Below are 1,273 nucleotides of genomic sequence, written 5' to 3' on the forward strand. Positions count from 1 at the left end.
ACCCACCCCGAAGCAGACCCGACCTGCAACGGTCAAGACCTCACGCCTGCTGCCCTTGCGACGGCAGGTTCCCGCCCCGGCAGAATCCCCATCGGGATCCTCCGGTCAGCGTCCGGCGGGACGGACACCCCAGGAGACCAACCCGAAAGGGCCGGTCAGCCAGGTGCCGCACACGGTTCCCACCACCACCCCGCGACGCCCTCACCGGGTCCGCGGGGCAGCCCTCGGCCACGGCTTCCACCGCCACGTGCACGCCACCCCGATCACCGACCGGAGCGGTAGTGCCGGCCGGATGTCCGGCTTGCCGAGGATCGCATAGGGAACCAGAGACGCTCATCCGTCCCTGGCTGGCGGCGAATCCGGCCAGCGGCAGGATCACTTCGCTGGGGATGGGCGGGAAGAGGTTCTCCAGCGCGACGGCGAGCCCGGCGCCGGGGCCGCCGAGGCGTTCGACCAGTCCGGTGACCCAGCCGACCGGCCCCTCGGAGGCCGGCTCCGCGGCCCTCGGGGCGGCGGCAGCGGGGACGAGGGCGAGCTGCGCGGTTCCGATCATCCGACAAAGTTACGGTACGTTCCGACGGTCGACCATGGAATCGGTCCGGGTGCCGGGAACGACAGTGCGCGCGGATGCTGCGGCCCGGGTCCGGCTGGGCGGCAACGGTACGCCTCGGCTGAGCCGGCTCAGCCCTCGTTGCCGCGGCCACCCCGCAGCTGCGCGTACGCGGTCAGCAGCTCCTCCAGCCGGGCGGCGGTGTCGGCGTCGATTCGCTCGTCGTCGACCGCCTCGGCGACGCGTTCGCGCAGGTCGGCGATCCGCTTGGCGCGGTCCTTGGGCTTGCCCCGGTCCAGTTCGGCGGCCTTCTCCCGCAGGTCCTCGGCGGTCTTCGGGTCGACCTGGCCCCGCGCCTCCGCCTCGGCGAGCACGTCGGCGAACGCGGCCTCGAGCTGGCGCAGGGTGACCGGCGCCGGCTGGGTCGTCGGGTCGGAGGAGGGCGCGGAGGTGGCCGGCTCGGGCGGGCTGGACGACTCCGCGGTGGATTCCTCGACCGGGGCCGCGGTGGTCCGGTCGGCGGCCGGCGGGTTCTCGGAGCCGCCGTTGAGCGCGAGCATGCCGACCAGGCCGAGCAGCAGCGCGAGACCGGCGGCGACCAGCACGCCGAGCAGCCGGTTGGACGGGGTCGCCGGCCGTTGCGGCGCCACCGGGTGGCACCGGGCGGACGGCGGCCGGCGCCCGCTCGATCAGGGTCGGCGGCTGCTCGTGCCGGGTCACCGT

The 1,273-nt window shown here is 74.7% G+C and carries 1 protein-coding gene and 1 pseudogene; both read right to left on the minus strand.

The window, feature by feature from the left end; genetic code table 11:
• Positions 1-316: 316 nt before the first annotated feature.
• Positions 317-553: pseudogene (locus JNW87_RS38825) on the minus strand (DedA family protein); the annotation flags it as partial.
• Between the two features lie 128 nt (positions 554-681).
• Positions 682-1,200 carry a hypothetical protein gene (locus JNW87_RS38830; RefSeq protein ID WP_238455485.1) on the minus strand — a complete coding sequence of 173 codons (519 nt, stop codon included), beginning with the start codon at positions 1,198-1,200 and terminating at the stop codon, positions 682-684.
• Positions 1,201-1,273: the final 73 nt, after the last annotated feature.

It is taken from the genome of Micromonospora sp. ATA51, from assembly GCF_016802855.1.
GTDB classification, from domain to species: Bacteria; Actinomycetota; Actinomycetes; order Mycobacteriales; family Micromonosporaceae; genus Micromonospora; species Micromonospora sicca.